Below are 15,453 nucleotides of genomic sequence, written 5' to 3' on the forward strand. Positions count from 1 at the left end.
ACGAGCATCAGGGTGCCCGCGTAGCGGGCGGGTCCCCTGCTCTGCGAGAGAGTCGGCGTCGCGGAGCGCGCAGGCGCGAGCCCGGAAACGCGGAGACTAGTTGACCGGCCCGGTCCACTTCTCGCCCGGCCCCTTGCCGATCGGGTCGGGGATGGCAGATGCTTCGCGGAAAGCCAGCTGCAGGGAACGCAGTCCGTCGCGCAGCGAGCGCGCGTGCATGTCGCTGATCTCGGGAGCGCCGGCGGTGATGAGACCGGCGAGGGAGTTGATGAGCTTGCGCGCCTCGTCGAGGTCCAGCTGCGAATCGGGATCGTCGGCGAGGCCGAGCTTCACGGCCGCCGCGCTCATCAGATGCACGGCGGTTGTGGTGATCACCTCGACGGCCGGAACGTCCGCGATGTCTCGGGTGGCCGACGACGCGGCCTCCTCCTGCTGCTGCCAGCGCTCGTTGCGCTCGTCGTGGACATGATCGGGACCAGGAATCGTCACTTCGCCTTGCCTTCTGTTAGACTTTGGCGGGCTCCGGAGCGTAATGCCCCGGATCGAAAGAGGATTCACTTCCCACCCGCGCTTGCCGTTCCAGGCTACCGGGTCTTGCACTCCGCCGGTTCACGCCGGTAGATCGGACGATGTCCGATGATCAGGGTGCGAAGCCGATGTCTGAATGTCGGCGGGTGGGATGGCGACTCCGATTTCACGGTGTGACGCAAAAGCGTTGCAGTGGCCGAATCCCATCGTCTAAGGAGTTCCGCATCAGCGATCCCCGTACCAATGAGCGCATCCGCGTCCCCGAGGTCCGCCTCGTCGGCCCCGCGGGTGAGCAGATCGGCGTCGTCGCCATTCAGGTCGCGCTCCGCCTCGCGCAGGAAGCCGACCTCGACCTCGTCGAGGTTGCCCCCAACTCGAAGCCCCCCGTGGTCAAGATCATGGACTACGGCAAGTTCAAGTACGAGGCTGCCCAGAAGGCGAAGGAAGCTCGCCGCAACCAGGCGAACACGATTCTCAAGGAAGTCCGCTTCCGACTGAAGATCGAAGCACACGACTACACGACCAAGCTGAAGCGCGCCGAGGGCTTCCTCAAGGCCGGCGACAAGGTCAAGGCCATGATCCTGTTCCGTGGTCGTGAGCAGTCGCGTCCCGAGCAGGGCGTGCGTCTGCTGCGCAAGTTCGCCGAAGATGTCGCAGAGCTCGGCGTCGTCGAGTCGAACCCGACCATCGACGGTCGCAACATGGTCATGGTCGTCGCACCCCTGAAGAACAAGTCCGAGGCGAAGGCAGAGCAGAACGCTGTGCGCGCCGCCAACAAGCAGGCCGCTCGTGACTCGAAGAGTGACGAGCCGGAGGCTGCCGACGCGGAGTGATCCGCCCCACACACTCCCGCGATGCGGGTTGACAACGTCGCCTGAGAAGGCGCCATACGAAGGAAGAGAAGATGCCGAAGCAGAAGACCCACTCGGGTGCTAAGAAGCGCTTCAAGCTCACTGGAAGCGGCAAGCTGAAGAAGCAGCAGGCCGGGATGCGCCACAACCTCGAGCACAAGTCGAGCCGCCGCACCCGTCGCCTCAACCAGGACCAGGTGCTGTCGAAGGCCGACTCCAAGGTCGCCAACAAGCTCCTCGGCCGCGGCTGAGCGCCCGAACGCACGAATAGGAACACAGGAAAATGGCAAGAGTCAAGCGGGCGGTAAACGCCCACAAGAAGCGTCGCGTCATCCTTGAGCGCGCCTCCGGTTACCGCGGTCAGCGTTCGCGCCTCTACCGCAAGGCCAAAGAGCAGGTCATCCACTCGCTGGTCTACTCGTACCGTGACCGTCGCAAGCGCAAGGGCGACTTCCGCCGCCTCTGGATCCAGCGCATCAACGCCGCTGCCCGCCAGAACGGCATCACGTACAACCGCTTCATCCAGGGCCTGGGCCTTGCAGGCGTGCAGGTCGACCGCCGCATGCTCGCCGAGCTCGCGGTGAACGAGCCGGCGACCTTCACGTCGCTGGTCGAGACGGCCAAGAAGGCGCTGCCTTCGGACGTCAACGCACCGAAGTCGGCTGCGTAAGCATCCTTCACGGAACGGGCGCTCTCCCTCGGGGGAGCGCCCGTTCCTGTATTCTCACGGCTGTTGCGCAGCGCGGCGACGCAGAGCCCGAGAGACCACCACGTCCAGCAGCATCGCGCAGACGACCGCGAACGCATAGACGAGAAGATCGCGCCGGTCGAAGTGCGCTCCCAGCACGAGCGCTGCGGGCGGGAAGAGCTCGGCGAGCGTCGCCGGCACGTCGGTGAGCTGCAGGAACTCGATCACCGTGCACACGATGATCGCAAGCGCCGCACACAGCGAGCGCGCACGCCGTGGAAGCAGGAAGGCGAACACCAGGTAGACGAGGGCCGCGTAGAGCGCGTCGCCGGCCATGTCGCCGAGATCGCCGGAACCGAACCGATGCACGCAGAGTCCTCCTGCGACGGTGACCGCGGCGAGGACGGCGAGAACGATCCGTCGCCTGGCTGCTGATCGATGCGACATGGACGGCACACCGGGACTCTATTGCGGCAGACTGCGTGATCGCCGAATGATGAAGAGCGGGTGAACGCGCTCCAGGATCCGCGCGGGTATCCCTCTAGACTGAAGCCGTGCTGGAGAATCCGCGGTCGCCGCGTGTCAGAGCCGTCGCGAAGCTGACCAAGCGCAGTGCGCGGACGGACACCGGGCTGTTCCTCCTCGAGGGGCCGCAGGCCGTACGCGAGGCACTGTCGTACCGCCCGGACGCCGTCGTCGAACTGTTCGCGACCCCCGCAGGCTGGGAGAAGCATCCCGATCTGCGTACTGCCGCCGCCGAGCACGACGTGGAGGTCGAGTTCGTCACGGAGTACGTGCTGGGCGCCATGGCCGACACGGTCACCCCGCAGGGCGTCATAGCCGTCGCGCGCCAGATCCCGACCTCCGTGCGGGACATCTTCGCGGCATCCCCGCGTCTCATCGCAATCTGCGAGGAGGTGCGCGACCCCGGCAACCTCGGAACGATCATCAGAGCCGCGGACGCCGCGGGCGCGGATGCCGTCGTCCTCACCGGCCGCACAGTCGACCCGTACAACCCCAAGGTGGTCCGCTCGACGACGGGTTCGCTGTTCCACCTGCCGGTCTCCGTCGGAGGTGACCTGGAAGACGTCGTGCGACGCGCGCACGAGGCGGAGATCACCGTGCTCGCCGCAGACGTCAAGGGCGATGACCTTCTGCAGGCACGCGCCGAAGGCGTGCTCTCGGGGCCCACCGCCTGGCTGTTCGGCAACGAGGCGCACGGGCTCGAGCAGAGCTCCCTGGATCTCGCGGACCACGTGCTGAAGCTGCCGATCTTCGGCCGCGCGGAATCCCTCAACCTCGCCACCGCCGCGAGCGTCTGCCTGTACGAGAGCGCCTTCACCCAGCGCGCCGTCGACGGCCGGTGACATCGCCTCCCTCGGTTACAACTGTGTAACCCGCGACAGGATGTGCTGGCTCCGGGGCTGCTGTCCTTCTAATGTTGGGACATGACCGAGACTGGCGCACCCCTTGTCGTGGTGGAGAACGTTCAGAAGCACTACGGCGAGTTCCAGGCCCTGACCGACATCGACCTCACGGTGAACAGGGGCGAGGTGGTCGTCGTGATCGGGCCGTCTGGCTCGGGCAAGTCGACGCTCTGCCGCACCATCAACCGGCTCGAGACGATCACCAGCGGCACGATCAAGATCGACGGCAAGGAACTCCCGGCCGAGGGCAAGGAACTCGCCCACCTGCGCGCCGACGTCGGAATGGTCTTCCAGTCGTTCAACCTGTTCGCCCACCTCACGATCCTCGAGAACGTGACGCTCGGACCCATCAAGGTCCGAGGCATGAAGAAGGCGGATGCCGACAAGGAGGCGATGACGCTGCTCGAACGCGTCGGCGTCGCACAACAGGCGTCGAAGCTGCCTGCGCAGCTCTCCGGCGGCCAGCAGCAGCGCGTCGCTATCGCCCGCGCGCTCGCGATGCAGCCCAAGGTCATGCTCTTCGACGAGCCGACCAGCGCGCTCGACCCCGAGATGATCAACGAGGTCCTCGACGTCATGGTGCAGCTCGCCAAGGAGGGCATGACGATGATCGTCGTCACCCACGAGATGGGCTTCGCCCGCAAGGCTGCGAACCGCGTCGTCTTCATGGCCGACGGCAGGATCGTCGAAGAGGCGACACCCGAGGAGTTCTTCACCAATCCGAAGAGCGACCGCGCCAAGGACTTCCTCTCGAAGCTCCTCACCCACTGACCTTTCTCTCACACACAGCACAAGAAGGAGACGCTCATGCGACGCACACGGACACTGGCGGGAATCGGGATCGCGGCGACCGCGCTGCTCGCCCTCACCGCCTGCAACAGCGGCAGCCCGACGACGCCCGGCGGCGACGGCGGCGAAGAGGGCGACGCGCCCGCATACGAGGTGGCGACGGACTTCCAGCTCGAGGGCAGCCCGACTTTCGACGCCATGGTCGAGCGCGGCGGGCCGATCATCGGTGTCAAGGAGGACCAGCCCAACCTCGGTTACCTCGACGTCACCACGGGGGAGCGCAGCGGCTTCGACATCGAGATCGCGCGCTGGATCGCCGCATCCCTCGGCTTCGAAGAGGGCGACATCACCTACGAGCCGATCGCATCCGCGAACCGCGAGCAGGCGCTCGTGAACGGCGACATCGACTACTACGTCGGAACGTACTCGATCACCGACTCCCGCAAGGAGCAGATCGACTTCGCAGGCCCCTACTTCGTCACGGGGCAGGGCTTCCTGGTCGGCGCGGACAGCGAGATGACCGAGGTGAACGACGTCTCGGACTTCAACGGGATGACCGTCTGCTCGGCCACCGGGTCGACGCCGATCCAGAACATCAAGGACAACTTCCCCGAGATCAAGACCGCGGAGTACGACATCTACTCGCAGTGCGTCGAGGACCTGATCAGCGGCAAGGTGGACGCGGTCACGACGGACGCTGCGATCCTGATCGGTTACGCGGCGCAGAACCCCGACGAGCTCAAGGTTCTCGACGGTCTGTTCACCGAGGAGCGCTACGGCGTCGGCATCCCGAAGGGCGACACCGCCCTGCTGGATCACATCAACACCCTGTTCACCGATGGCGGCGACACCTGGCAGGCGATCTTCGACGCGACGCTCGGCCAGTCCGGCATCGAGGTCGAGCAGCCGGCCGTCGACTGACGATCGGATGATGAGGGGCGGCCCCAGTGGCCGTCCCTCACCTGATATCTGAGAAGGGGAGGGCGCGTGGACGCCATCTTCGGCAACCTCGACCTCTGGGGCGAGGGCATCACCTACACCCTGCTGGTGTTCTTCTTCGGAGGCATCATCGCGCTGGTGCTCGGCACCATCGTGGGAGCGATGCGGGTGTCGCCGGTTCCGGTCGCGCGCGCGGTCGGAACCGCGTACGTCACCCTCGTGCGCAATACTCCGCTCACGCTCGTGTTCTTCTTCTTCGTATTCGGATACAGCGCGCTCGCGCTGCCGACCCTGTCGAACACCGTGCTCGGCATCCTGGCGATCGGGGTGTACACCGCGACGTACGTCGCCGAAACCCTGCGCGCAGGCATCAACACCGTGCCGGTCGGCCAGGCCGAAGCAGCCAGAGCCATCGGACTCCCCTTCGGACAGGTGATGACGCAGGTCGTGCTGCCCCAGGCGTTCCGATCGGTGGTGCCGCCGATGATGAGCGTGTTCATCGCGCTGCTGAAGAACACCACGGTCGCTGCCGGGTTCTCCATCGCGGTGCTTCCGCAGCTGCAGTCGACGATCTCCAACTCGCACACTCGTCAGGGGAGCCCCATGGAGGTCCTGCTCTGGGTCGCGGTCATCTTCGTCGCCCTCGTCATGCTGCTGACTTGGCTGCAGCGAACTCTTGAGAACCGATGGAGGATCGCACGATGACGTCTGTGCTCTTCGACGTCCCCGGCCCCCGGGCCCGTCGTCGCAATATGATCCTCGCGATCGCGACGGTCGTCGTCGTCATCGCGGTGATCGCGTTCCTCGTCTGGCGGCTCTCGATCACGAACCAGTTCAGCGCCTCGAAGTGGAACGTCTTCACCTACACCGCGGTGTGGTCCTCGATCGGGCAGATGCTGCTGAACACCCTGCGCGCCTTCGCGCTGGCGGCCGTGCTGAGCCTCGCACTCGGGTTCGTGCTCGCCATCGGACGCATGTCCGACCACGCCTGGGTGCGAGTGCCGGTGACCGTGATCACCGAGGTCTTCCGAGCCATCCCTGTGCTCGTGCTCATGATGATCCTGTACTACGGTCTGCCGACTCTCGGAATGAAGGTCGACCCCTACTGGGCCGTGGTTCTCGCCCTGATGGCCTACAACGGATCCGTCCTCGCCGAGGCGCTGCGCGCCGGCATCGAATCGCTGCCCCGCGGTCAGGGAGAAGCGGGCTACGCCATCGGTCTGCGCAAGAGCGGTGTCATGAGGCTGATCCTGCTTCCGCAGGCCGTGCGCGCCATGCTTCCGGTCATCGTCGCACAGCTCGTCGTCGTGATGAAGGACACCGCGCTCGGGTTCATCATCACCTATCAGGAGCTGCTGTACTACGCCAAGCTGCTCAGCTCCCAGCCCGGACGCCCGATCCTGCAGTCGGCGCTCGTCATCGGAGGCATCTACATCATCATGTGTCTGATCCTCTCCGGCATCGCCAAGTGGGCGGAGATCAAGACGCGCCGCTCGCCGAAGGTGAAGGCGCTGGAGGCCGACAACGCCGCGGTCATGCACGACGGCACGAACACCGAGCTCATCGCCGCGCAGAAGCCGCCCAAGGCGGACTGATGCGAACAGCCGGCGCATCGCGCGCCGGTAGACTCATGTCTTGTGTCTGACGCCCCAGAAATCACGCCCGAGGCGGTGGAATCCGCCGTCGCCGCAGCTCTCGAAGCGATCGGTGCCGCCGCGACCACAGCCGAGCTGAAGGCCGCTCGCGCCGCGCACGTCGCGGAAGGATCGCCGCTGGCCGTCCTCAACGCCTCGATGCGCCAGGTGGCGCCCGAACACAAGGCGACCTTCGGCAAGCTCATCGGCCAGGGCCGCGGCCAGGTCACCAAGGCGCTCGACGCCAAGGAGGCCGAGCTCGCGGAGGCCGAGACCGCCGCGCGCCTCGAGGCCGAGCGCGTCGACATCACGGCCGTCTCGACCCGCACGCGCGTGGGCGCCCGGCATCCGCTTCCCCTGCTGCAGGAGGAGATCTCGGACATCTTCGTCAGCATGGGCTGGGAGGTGGCCGAAGGCCCCGAGCTCGAGCACGAGTGGTACAACTTCGACGCCCTCAACCTCGACCCCGACCACCCTGCGCGTCAGATGCAGGACACGTTCTACGTCGACCCGACCAGCCGTCACCTGGTGATGCGCACGCAGACGAGCCCCGTGCAGATGCGCACCATGCTCGACCGCGACGTGCCGATCTACATCGTCTCGCCCGGCCGCGTGTTCCGCACCGATGAGTACGACGCCACCCACCTGCCGGTGTTCACCCAGGTCGAGGGTCTCGTCGTCGACAAGGGCATCACCATGGCGCACCTCAAGGGCACGCTCGATCACCTCGCCCGCCAGCTCTTCGGCGCCGAGGCGAAGACGCGCCTGCGCACCAACTTCTTCCCCTTCACCGAGCCGTCCGCCGAGTTCGACCTGTGGCATCCGACCTTCAAGGGCGGCGCGCGCTGGATCGAGTGGGGCGGCTGCGGAGTGGTCAACCCGAACGTGCTGCGCGCGGCGGGCATCGACCCGGAGGAGTACAGCGGCTTCGCCTTCGGCATCGGCGTCGAGCGCGGGCTCATGTTCCGCAGCGACGTTCAGGACATGCGCGACATGGCCGAGGGCGATATCCGATTCAGCGAGCAGTTCGGGATGGTGGTGTGATGCGCGTCCCGCTTTCGTGGTTGCGTGAGTACGTCGACATGGCAGCGGATGCCACGGCAGAGGACGTCTTCGCGTCACTCGTGTCCGTCGGCTTCGAAGAGGAGGAGCTGCACGGCTTCGAGCTCTCCGGCCCCGTCGTCGTCGGTCAGGTGCTCTCCTTCGATGAGGAGCCGCAGAAGAACGGCAAGACCATCCGCTGGTGCCAGGTCGACGTGGGCGAGGAGCACGGCGGCGTCCGCGGCATCGTCTGCGGCGCATCGAACTTCGCCGTCGGCGACAAGATCGTCGCAACACTTCCCGGTTCGGTGCTGCCGGGGCCCTTCCCGATCGCGGCGCGCAAGACCTACGGCCACGTCTCCGACGGCATGATCGCCTCGGCGCGCGAGCTGGGGTTGGGCGATGAGCACGACGGTATCCTGATCCTCTCCACGATCGGCGTCGACGCCCCCGTCGGCACGGATGCCATCGCGCTGCTCGGCCTCGACGACCAGGCCGTCGAGATCAACGTCACACCCGACCGCGGCTACGCCTTCTCGATCCGCGGCGTCGCCCGCGAATACGCGCACGCCACCGGTGCGGACTTCCGCGACCCTGCCGAGCACGAGTGGTCCGACGTCCAACCGGGCAGCGGCTTCCCGCTCGCCGTCGACGCCGAGCCGATCCGCGACAACAAGGCAGTGCAGGAGTTCGTCGTGCGCGTCGTGCGCGATGTCGACCCGTCGCGTCCGACCCCGCCGTGGATGGTGGCGCGGCTGTCGCTGGCCGGCATCCGCTCGCTCGGCATCCTCATCGACATCACCAACTATGTGATGCTCGAGCTCGGAAACCCGATCCACGGCTACGACCTCGACGCGCTTTCCGGCGGCATCACGGTGCGCCGCGCGGCGAAGGGCGAGAAGCTCACGACGCTCGACGGCCAGGAGCGCACGCTCCACGACGAGGACCTGCTGATCACCGACGAATCCGGCCCGATCGGCCTCGCCGGGGTCATGGGCGGCGGCACCACCGAGATGACGGATGCCACCCGCAACGTACTGATCGAGGCGGCGAACTTCGACCCGATCTCGATCGCGCGCACCGCGCGCCGGCACAAGCTGCCCAGCGAGGCGTCCAAGCGCTTCGAGCGCGGCGTCGACCCGCTGATCCCGTTCGTGGCGGCTCGTCGCGTGGCCGACCTGATGGTTGAGCTCGCCGGCGGCACGCTCGACACCGAGCTCGGCGGCGCACTGTACTCCGACGTCGAGATCGCCGGGATCGACCTGCCCGCAGAGTTCGTGCCGAACCTGATCGGTGTGGACTACACCGACGAGGAGATCGTCGGCGCACTCGAGACGATCGGCGCCGAGGTCACCGAGACCGCCGGAGGCTGGCAGGTCATCCCGCCGAGCTGGCGCCCCGACCTCACCGACAAGTGGACGCTGGCCGAAGAGGTCGCGCGCATCCACGGCCTCGACCGCATCCCGTCGATCCTGCCGGTGCCGCCGGCAGGACGCGGCCTCACCCCGCTGCAGCTGGGTCGTCGCCGGGTCGCGAACGCGCTGGCGTCCGCGGGTCTCGTCGAGACCCCGACGTTCCCGTTCACGACGGATGCACTCAATGACCTGCACGGTTCGGCGACGGGGGAGCAGCTGCCGAGCATCAAGCTCGCCAACCCACTCGACGGCCAGTCGCCGTTCTTGCGACGCTCGTTGATCCCCACTCTGCTGCCGACCGCGCACCGCAACATCGCGCGCGGTCTGACGGACCTGGCGATCTTCGAGATCGGCGCCGTGTTCCTGCCCGAGCCGCGAGTGTCCTACGGCACTGTCGACGTGCCGCCGCTGGGCGAGCGCCCCTCGGATGAGAAGCTCGCCGAGCTGAACGCGTCGATCCCGCCGCAGCCGCGGTTCCTCGCAGCACTCTTCACCGGCAACGTGACGCCGCGTCAGCCGGGACGCAACGCCGAAGCCTACGGCCTCAGCGAAGCGCTCGACGCCGTGCGCGTGATCGGTGCCGCCGCGGGCGTCACGATCGACGTGGCCCAGACGCAGCGGGCAGCACTGCACCCCGGACGCGCGGGTGTGCTCTCCGTCGACGGTCGCGAGGTCGGCTACGTCGGCGAGCTGCACCCGAGTGTGTCAGCTGAGGCCGACCTGCCGGGTCGTGCGGTCGTGCTCGAGCTCGATCTGGATGCCGTGCTGTCCGCGGCCGGCGACAGGGTCGTGGCGGCGTCGCTGTCGCGCAACACCGCGGCCACGCAGGACGTCTCGCTCGTGGTCCCTGCTGCGGTGACCGCAGCGGAGTTGCAGGCGGCCCTCACAGAGGGCGCCGGAGACCTGCTGGAGTCCGTGCGCCTGGTCGACGACTACCGCGGAGCGGGCATCGACGAGGGGTCCAAGAGCCTGACGTTCGCGCTGCGCTTCCGGGCATCCGATCGTACGCTCACAGCGGCAGAGGCGACCGAGGCGAAGCTCGCGGGCGTCGCCGTCGCGACCGAACGGTTCGGGGCGAGCATCCGTGACTGAAGCCGGTCAGCCGGTGGGGTCGAGCTGCACGACTAGCGCGCGATGGTCGGAGCCTGAGGCGTCCAGGACGAGCGAGCCGGTCGGCTCCCAGTTCTGACTCGCCATCACATGGTCGATCGGCGCGCCGAGGATCTCGGGGTACGACGCCGGCCAGGTGCCGGTGACCCCTGTTCCGGTGCGCGAGGCCGCATCGCGGCAGTAGCCCATGTCGCCGCCGCCGGTGCCGAGTCCCGCCATGTGGTCGAGGGTCGCGTTGAAGTCACCGGCCAGGATGAAATCGCCCTCCGGGCACTGGTCCGCGATCCACTTCAGATCCGACTGCCAGTGCTCCATCGCCTCGATGCGCGGTGCGACCGCGTGCACCGCGACGATCGTGGGGCCCGTACCGCTGAGCGGCATCACGACGGCGCTGGGCACCGAGCTGGTGTTGCTGCTGCCGTCCTCCGATGACGCGATCACCGAGTAGTCGCCGAGTTCGGGCGAGATGAGGATCGTGGTCTCCCACGCCTGCGGCCCGTTCTCGACATCGCCGAACCGCACGTGGTGGACCCACATCGGCTGACCCTGCTCGCGCAGCATGACGGCGATGCGCTCGCCGACCGACTCGGCGGTCTCGGGCAGCGTCACGACATCGGCCTGCTGGGCGAGGACGGCATCGGCGACCGTTTCGGCCGCGACTGCCTCTCCCGCGGTGTTCCAGGTCAGCACGCGCACGCTCGCATCGGTCTTCTCCGGCAGTGTTCCGGTGCCGAATCCGCGCATCGCGCCGATCGCACCGGTCGCTGCGGCCGCGAGCAGCGCGACGATGAGGATGGATGCCGCGAACCCGCGCAGCGGCCGTGCCAACAGCAGCAGCAGCGAGAGGAGCGCGATCGCCAGGAAAGCGGCGAGGACGAGGCCGCGCACGGCGACGAGCTGCGCGAAGGGGTAGGTCTGCTCGAGCTGGAAGAACTGCGGCCACACCACGACCGCTGACGCGATCGCGAACAGCACGGTGACGAGGACTCCCAGCAGACGAAACATCCCTTCGAGCCTAGATGCGCACGCTGTGAATCGCCTGCCGCGACGCTTCCGTGCCGCTGTGTTCTGGCGGCAGTAGTGTCGAGGCATGACCGATGTGCAGACCTTCGCCGGGCCCGCCGACCTGCACCTGCACTCCAACCACTCCGACGGCACCGAGAATCCGGGTCAGGTGGTGCGCCAGGCGCACGCCCACGGCATCCGTACGGTCGCACTCACCGACCACGATCGCACGACCGGCTGGGACGAGGCGGGACACGCGGCGGCGGCCCTCGGCATGACGTTCATCCCGGGCATGGAGCTGTCCGCCAAGCACCAGTGGCGCAGCGTCCACGTGCTCGGATATCTGTTCGATCCCGAGGACGCGGCGCTGCGCGCAGAGACCGGCCGCATCCGCGACGACCGGGTCGGCCGTGCCGAGCGGATCGTGCGCAACATCGGTCGCGACTATGCGCTCAGCTGGGCGGATGTGCTGGAGCAGACCACGACGGATGCCACGGTCGGAAGGCCGCACATCGCCGACGCGCTGGTCGCCCGTGGCATCGTCCGCGACCGGTCCGAGGCGTTCGACGGCATCCTGCACCCGCGCGAGGGCTATTACGAGCCGCACTATGCACCGGACCCGCTCACCGCCGTGCGGCTCATCACCCAGGCAGGGGGAGTGGCGGTGATCGCCCATCCCGTCACCTCTGGGCGTGACCGGATGATGCCGCTCGCCTACATCGAGGAGCTCATCGCCGCCGGCCTCGGCGGCCTCGAGATCGATCATCGCGAGAACACCGAGTCCGGCAAGCGCACGCTGCGGCAGCTCGCCGCGCAACACGACCTCATCGTGACCGGCTCGAGCGACTACCACGGTGCGGGCAAGCCCAACCTGCCCGGCGAGAACACGACGTCGGAGGAGATGGTCGCGCGGATCATCTCGCAGGCGTCGGGGACGGCGCCCCGCTACCCGTGACGAACGCTCGCGCTGCGGCTCAGGCGCCGGCGGGCGCTGCGCCACCGGAGCGGCGACGACGGCGACGGCGCTGCGGGGCGGGCTTGCCGTCGCGGTGCTCGCTGGTGGCATCCCCGTCGTGGGTTCCAGCGCCTTCGGCGTCACGGTCGACAGCGGGAGCGGCATCCGATCCACCCGATGCGGGCGCGTCGGTTCCCTCGACGAACGTGGATCCGACCTTGTCCCCGCTCGAGCCGCGACGGCGGCGGCGGCGACGACGCGTGGTGCCCTCGTCGGTACCCTCCGCTGCGGCCTCCGCGGCCTTCTGCGGTTGACGCTGACGACGCTCGGATGCCGGCTTCTCGGCCTTCGGCGCCGTGGTGAGACGGCCCTTGGTGCCCTCGGGGATGTCGAGGTCGGTGTACAGGTGCGGGCTGGACGAGTACGTCTCGACGGGTTCGGGCTGACCGAACTCGAGTGCGCGGTTGATGAGGGCCCACTTGTGCAGGTCCTCCCAGTCGACGAACGTGACGGCGATGCCGGTCTTGCCGGCGCGGCCGGTGCGGCCGGCGCGGTGCAGGTACGTCTTCTCCTCGTCCGGGATCGTGTGGTTGATCACGTGCGTGACGTCATCGACGTCGATCCCGCGGGCCGCGACGTCGGTGGCGACCAGAACGTCCCTCTTGCCGGCCTTGAACGCGGCCATCGAGCGCTCGCGCTGCTCCTGGCCCATGTCGCCGTGCACGCCGCCGACGTTGAAGCCGCGGTCGCCGAGCTCGTCGACGAGCTTCTGCGCCGCACGCTTGGTGCGCGTGAAGATGACGGTCTTGCCGCGGCCCTCGGCCTGCAGGATGCGGGCGATCACCTCGTCCTTGTCGAGCGAGTGCGCGCGGTAGACGAGGTGCTTGATGTTCGCCTGCGTCAGGCCCTCATCGGGGTCGTTGGCGCGGATGTGGATGGGGTTCGACATGAACCGGCGCGCGAGCGCGACGATCGGGCCGGGCATGGTCGCGGAGAACAGCTGGGTGTGGCGCACGGCCGGCACCTTCTGGAAGATCTTCTCGATGTCGGCGAGGAACCCGAGGTCGAGCATCTTGTCGGCCTCGTCGAGGACGACCTCGGTCGCGTTCGACAGGTCGAGGAGGCGCTGGCCGGCGAGGTCGATCAGGCGGCCGGGGGTGCCGACGACGATCTGCGCGCCGGCCTTGAGCTGATCGATCTGGCCCTCGTACGCCTTGCCGCCGTAGATGGCGACGACGCTGGTGGAGCGGTTGCTGGTGAGCAGGTCGATGTCCTCGTACACCTGCACCGCGAGCTCACGGGTCGGTACGACGATGAGCGCCTTGACCCCGGGCTCAGGGTCCTTGCCGAGACGCTGGACGACGGGGATGCCGAAGCCGAAGGTCTTGCCCGTGCCGGTCTTGGCCTGGCCGATGATGTCCTGGCCGGGAAGGCCGAGGGGAATGGTCTGCTCCTGGATGGGGAACGCGTCGACGATGCCCTTTGCGGCGAGTGCGTCGACGATGTCCTGATCGATACCGAGATCAGCGAAAGAAGTCACTTGTTCCGTTGCCTGTCCGGCGGCCGTCTGAAGACGAGGCCACCACGTCATGGATCCACGCCGTCTCATGTGCCACAGGCGCGGCGTCCTGCTCCAACGGCAGGACGAACCCAGCCTACCCGAGGAGAGGTTCCGGGCGAGGATTCGATGCGCGCGGGTAGTCTGATCCCGTGGTGAAGTGGTTCTGGCAGCGAGACAAGCCCCGGCGCACCCTTTCTCTGCGCAGTCGCGGAGAACTGGGCGACGCGATGCGCGTCGACTTCGCCGAGCTGGCACCCGAGCTGAACCGGTTCCTCGGTCAGGCCGCGTACCTGCAGCTCGGCTATTTCGAGACGCTCACCCGGCTGATCCGCGCGACGCCGGAGCTCGACGAGAAGGAAGCGCTGGCGCGGGCGGCGGGCGCGGCGCTCAGCAAGCACCGCGGCATCCTCGAGATCATCCGTGAGCAGGGCGAGGACCCGACGGAGATCATGCTCCCGTTCCAGGAGCATCTCGATGCGTTCCGCCGCAAGACGATCGGGCTGCGCCCGCGCGAGACGCTCCTCGCGGTGTACATCACGGCGGGGATGCTGGACGACTTCTATCTCGCGCTGGCGTCGAGCTACGGCGAGACCGGCGCACGCGTCGCCGACATCCTCAGCGAGGACGACGACACCGGTCAGATCGTGACGATCCTGAGGCACACGATCGAGAGCGACGGCGAATGGCGCTCACTGCTGTCGATGTGGGCACGCCGACTCGTCGGCGACACGCTGCTCGTCGCGCGCCAGGCGCTGCGCACCGAGCGCCTCGCCGAAGACGGCGACCGCGTCGAACCGGTCTACACCGAGCTCATGGGCGCGCACGCGCGCCGCATGGACGCGATGGGATTGGCCGCGTAAGCGCGGTTCAGATGCCGAGCGCCGCGCGCTTCGCGGCATCCGAACGGCGACGGGATGCCGTGAGCGCGAAGCCCGCGATGGCGGCCAGCAGCAGCGCGCCGACGATCGCCGCCAGCCACAGCCAGCCGCTGCCCTCGCCGACGCCCGCCCACTGCATCACCGTGTAGATGATCGCCGAAGCCGCGGTCGCCGTCGCCGGGACGACGACGACGCCGCGCAGGTCGCGGTGCGGCAGCAGATAGTGCACGCCGATGCCAAGAGCGCACGCTGCGATCAGCGCGAGAAGGATGTACATCGGGTCAGGCGACGAAGCCGACGCGACGCGACTCCTCTGTGCCCAGCTCGACGTAGGCGAGGTTCGCGGTCGGGACGATGTAGGAGTTGCCCTTCACATCGGTGAAGCTCACGTGCGCCGCGTTCTGCTCGAGCGCCGAGGCGACCTGGGTGCGGACCTCTTCCGCCCCTGTGGCGGTCTCGAAGTTCAGCTCGCGGCCGGTGTTGATGATGCCGATGCGGATTTCCACGCGTGCTCCTTGAAGATTCGGGGACTGACACGACTCTACCTCGCGGGCACGACGGCGGATCGGGCCGCGGGCTGCGTTTCGCCATGGGCGCACAAGGCCGGCGATGGGTCGGCGCTGGCCGGTCGT

The 15,453-nt window shown here is 67.8% G+C and carries 18 protein-coding genes; 12 read left to right on the forward strand and 6 right to left on the reverse strand.

Annotation, left to right across the window (positions count from 1 at the left end):
* Nucleotides 1-96: 96 nt before the first annotated feature.
* A complete protein-coding gene (locus MAE01_RS00310; RefSeq protein ID WP_371861755.1) occupies nucleotides 97-483 on the reverse strand; it encodes a DUF1844 domain-containing protein in 387 nt (128 codons plus the stop codon).
* Between the two features lie 218 nt (nucleotides 484-701).
* On the opposite strand from MAE01_RS00310, the gene infC reads away from it, so the two are divergent.
* The 3 genes from infC to rplT all read left to right on the forward strand — a co-directional run bounded on the left by infC (nucleotide 702) and on the right by rplT (nucleotide 2,049).
* Nucleotides 702-1,361 carry a translation initiation factor IF-3 gene (gene infC, locus MAE01_RS00315; protein WP_229718289.1) on the forward strand — a complete coding sequence of 220 codons (660 nt, stop codon included), beginning with the start codon at nucleotides 702-704 and terminating at the stop codon, nucleotides 1,359-1,361.
* Nucleotides 1,362-1,432: 71 nt separating this feature from the next.
* Nucleotides 1,433-1,630 (forward strand): 50S ribosomal protein L35, encoded by a 198-nt coding sequence (rpmI, locus tag MAE01_RS00320; RefSeq protein ID WP_147037565.1) that lies wholly within the window; start codon nucleotides 1,433-1,435, stop codon nucleotides 1,628-1,630.
* 32 nt (nucleotides 1,631-1,662) lie between these two features.
* Nucleotides 1,663-2,049: a 50S ribosomal protein L20 gene (gene rplT / locus MAE01_RS00325; RefSeq protein ID WP_147037566.1), complete on the forward strand. Its 387-nt coding sequence runs from the start codon at nucleotides 1,663-1,665 to the stop codon at nucleotides 2,047-2,049.
* 54 nt (nucleotides 2,050-2,103) lie between these two features.
* Here the strand turns inward: rplT and MAE01_RS00330 are convergent, their stop codons facing one another.
* Nucleotides 2,104-2,514 (reverse strand): ribosomal maturation YjgA family protein, encoded by a 411-nt coding sequence (locus MAE01_RS00330; protein ID WP_229718312.1) that lies wholly within the window; start codon nucleotides 2,512-2,514, stop codon nucleotides 2,104-2,106.
* A 107-nt stretch (nucleotides 2,515-2,621) separates the two neighbouring features.
* Between MAE01_RS00330 and MAE01_RS00335 the strand changes: the two genes are divergently transcribed.
* The 7 genes from MAE01_RS00335 (at nucleotide 2,622) to pheT (ending at nucleotide 10,404) form a co-directional block, all read left to right on the forward strand.
* Nucleotides 2,622-3,434 carry a TrmH family RNA methyltransferase gene (locus tag MAE01_RS00335; protein ID WP_147037568.1) on the forward strand — a complete coding sequence of 271 codons (813 nt, stop codon included), beginning with the start codon at nucleotides 2,622-2,624 and terminating at the stop codon, nucleotides 3,432-3,434.
* A gap of 81 nt (nucleotides 3,435-3,515) precedes the next feature.
* The gene (locus MAE01_RS00340; protein WP_147037569.1) at nucleotides 3,516-4,265 is read left to right on the forward strand and encodes an amino acid ABC transporter ATP-binding protein; all 750 of its coding nucleotides are present in this window, start codon (nucleotides 3,516-3,518) and stop codon (nucleotides 4,263-4,265) included.
* A gap of 36 nt (nucleotides 4,266-4,301) precedes the next feature.
* On the forward strand, nucleotides 4,302-5,204 hold the full coding sequence (locus MAE01_RS00345; protein WP_147037570.1) for a glutamate ABC transporter substrate-binding protein: 903 nt from the start codon (nucleotides 4,302-4,304) through the stop codon (nucleotides 5,202-5,204).
* Between the two features lie 66 nt (nucleotides 5,205-5,270).
* The gene (locus tag MAE01_RS00350; protein ID WP_147037571.1) at nucleotides 5,271-5,927 is read left to right on the forward strand and encodes an amino acid ABC transporter permease; all 657 of its coding nucleotides are present in this window, start codon (nucleotides 5,271-5,273) and stop codon (nucleotides 5,925-5,927) included.
* Nucleotides 5,924-6,817 carry an amino acid ABC transporter permease gene (locus MAE01_RS00355; RefSeq protein WP_147037572.1) on the forward strand — a complete coding sequence of 298 codons (894 nt, stop codon included), beginning with the start codon at nucleotides 5,924-5,926 and terminating at the stop codon, nucleotides 6,815-6,817. The genes MAE01_RS00350 and MAE01_RS00355 overlap by 4 nt, the downstream gene beginning before the upstream one ends.
* Before the next feature lie 42 nt (nucleotides 6,818-6,859).
* On the forward strand, nucleotides 6,860-7,900 hold the full coding sequence (gene pheS / locus MAE01_RS00360; RefSeq protein WP_147037573.1) for a phenylalanine--tRNA ligase subunit alpha: 1,041 nt from the start codon (nucleotides 6,860-6,862) through the stop codon (nucleotides 7,898-7,900).
* A complete protein-coding gene (gene pheT, locus MAE01_RS00365; protein WP_147037574.1) occupies nucleotides 7,900-10,404 on the forward strand; it encodes a phenylalanine--tRNA ligase subunit beta in 2,505 nt (834 codons plus the stop codon). Before pheS ends, pheT begins: the two co-directional genes overlap by 1 nt.
* A gap of 6 nt (nucleotides 10,405-10,410) precedes the next feature.
* On the opposite strand, the gene MAE01_RS00370 is transcribed toward pheT, so the two are convergent.
* Complete coding sequence (locus MAE01_RS00370; RefSeq protein WP_147037575.1) at nucleotides 10,411-11,427, reverse strand: endonuclease/exonuclease/phosphatase family protein; 1,017 nt, start codon at nucleotides 11,425-11,427, stop codon at nucleotides 10,411-10,413.
* An 85-nt stretch (nucleotides 11,428-11,512) separates the two neighbouring features.
* Between MAE01_RS00370 and MAE01_RS00375 the strand changes: the two genes are divergently transcribed.
* Nucleotides 11,513-12,382 carry a PHP domain-containing protein gene (locus MAE01_RS00375; RefSeq protein WP_147037576.1) on the forward strand — a complete coding sequence of 290 codons (870 nt, stop codon included), beginning with the start codon at nucleotides 11,513-11,515 and terminating at the stop codon, nucleotides 12,380-12,382.
* A 19-nt stretch (nucleotides 12,383-12,401) separates the two neighbouring features.
* Here MAE01_RS00375 and MAE01_RS00380 read toward each other — a convergent pair whose 3' ends face one another.
* Complete coding sequence (locus tag MAE01_RS00380; protein ID WP_147037577.1) at nucleotides 12,402-13,922, reverse strand: DEAD/DEAH box helicase; 1,521 nt, start codon at nucleotides 13,920-13,922, stop codon at nucleotides 12,402-12,404.
* Between the two features lie 170 nt (nucleotides 13,923-14,092).
* On the opposite strand from MAE01_RS00380, the gene MAE01_RS00385 reads away from it, so the two are divergent.
* Complete coding sequence (locus MAE01_RS00385) at nucleotides 14,093-14,803, forward strand: ferritin-like fold-containing protein (RefSeq protein ID WP_147037578.1); 711 nt, start codon at nucleotides 14,093-14,095, stop codon at nucleotides 14,801-14,803.
* A gap of 7 nt (nucleotides 14,804-14,810) precedes the next feature.
* On the opposite strand, the gene MAE01_RS00390 is transcribed toward MAE01_RS00385, so the two are convergent.
* On the reverse strand, nucleotides 14,811-15,098 hold the full coding sequence (locus MAE01_RS00390) for a hypothetical protein (protein WP_147037579.1): 288 nt from the start codon (nucleotides 15,096-15,098) through the stop codon (nucleotides 14,811-14,813).
* 4 nt (nucleotides 15,099-15,102) lie between these two features.
* Nucleotides 15,103-15,327, reverse strand: a complete 225-nt coding sequence (locus MAE01_RS00395; protein ID WP_147037580.1) for a DUF3107 domain-containing protein — start codon at nucleotides 15,325-15,327, stop codon at nucleotides 15,103-15,105.
* Nucleotides 15,328-15,453 lie beyond the last annotated feature (126 nt).

Source organism: Microbacterium aerolatum, from assembly GCF_007988825.1.
Classification (GTDB): Bacteria; Actinomycetota; Actinomycetes; order Actinomycetales; family Microbacteriaceae; genus Microbacterium; species Microbacterium aerolatum.